The organism is Monashia sp. HAY1-5C (genome assembly GCF_056755255.1).
Genome location: NZ_JBPGXG010000428.1, coordinates 1 through 263, shown reverse-complemented (window position 1 = coordinate 263; position 263 = coordinate 1). Strand labels below are relative to the sequence as shown.

At 70.3% G+C, this 263-nt stretch carries 1 pseudogene; it reads right to left on the bottom strand.

Going from position 1 to position 263, the window contains the following annotated elements:
- A pseudogene (locus tag ACR9ZK_RS22315) lies at positions 1-223 on the bottom strand (hypothetical protein); the annotation flags it as partial.
- Positions 224-263: the final 40 nt, after the last annotated feature.

The window sequence follows — 263 nt, the reverse complement described above, 5'->3', positions numbered from 1 at the left end:
CCCCCCCCCCCCCCCCCCCCCCCCCCCCCCCCCCCCCCCCCCTCTTCAAAGCAAAAGCCCTCCCCCCAGATGTAGCTCCGTCTCGTGGGCTCGGAGATGTGTATAAGAGACAGACGTACGCCCGGGCCGAACCCTGCTCCTGCCGCACCGACAGCGCGAGGGCGCCGCGTGGTCCCGGCTCACGCGCGTCGGCGGCGCCACCGCCCGACTGTCTCTTATCCACATCTGACGCTGCCGACGAAGGAGAGAGTGTAGATCTCGTC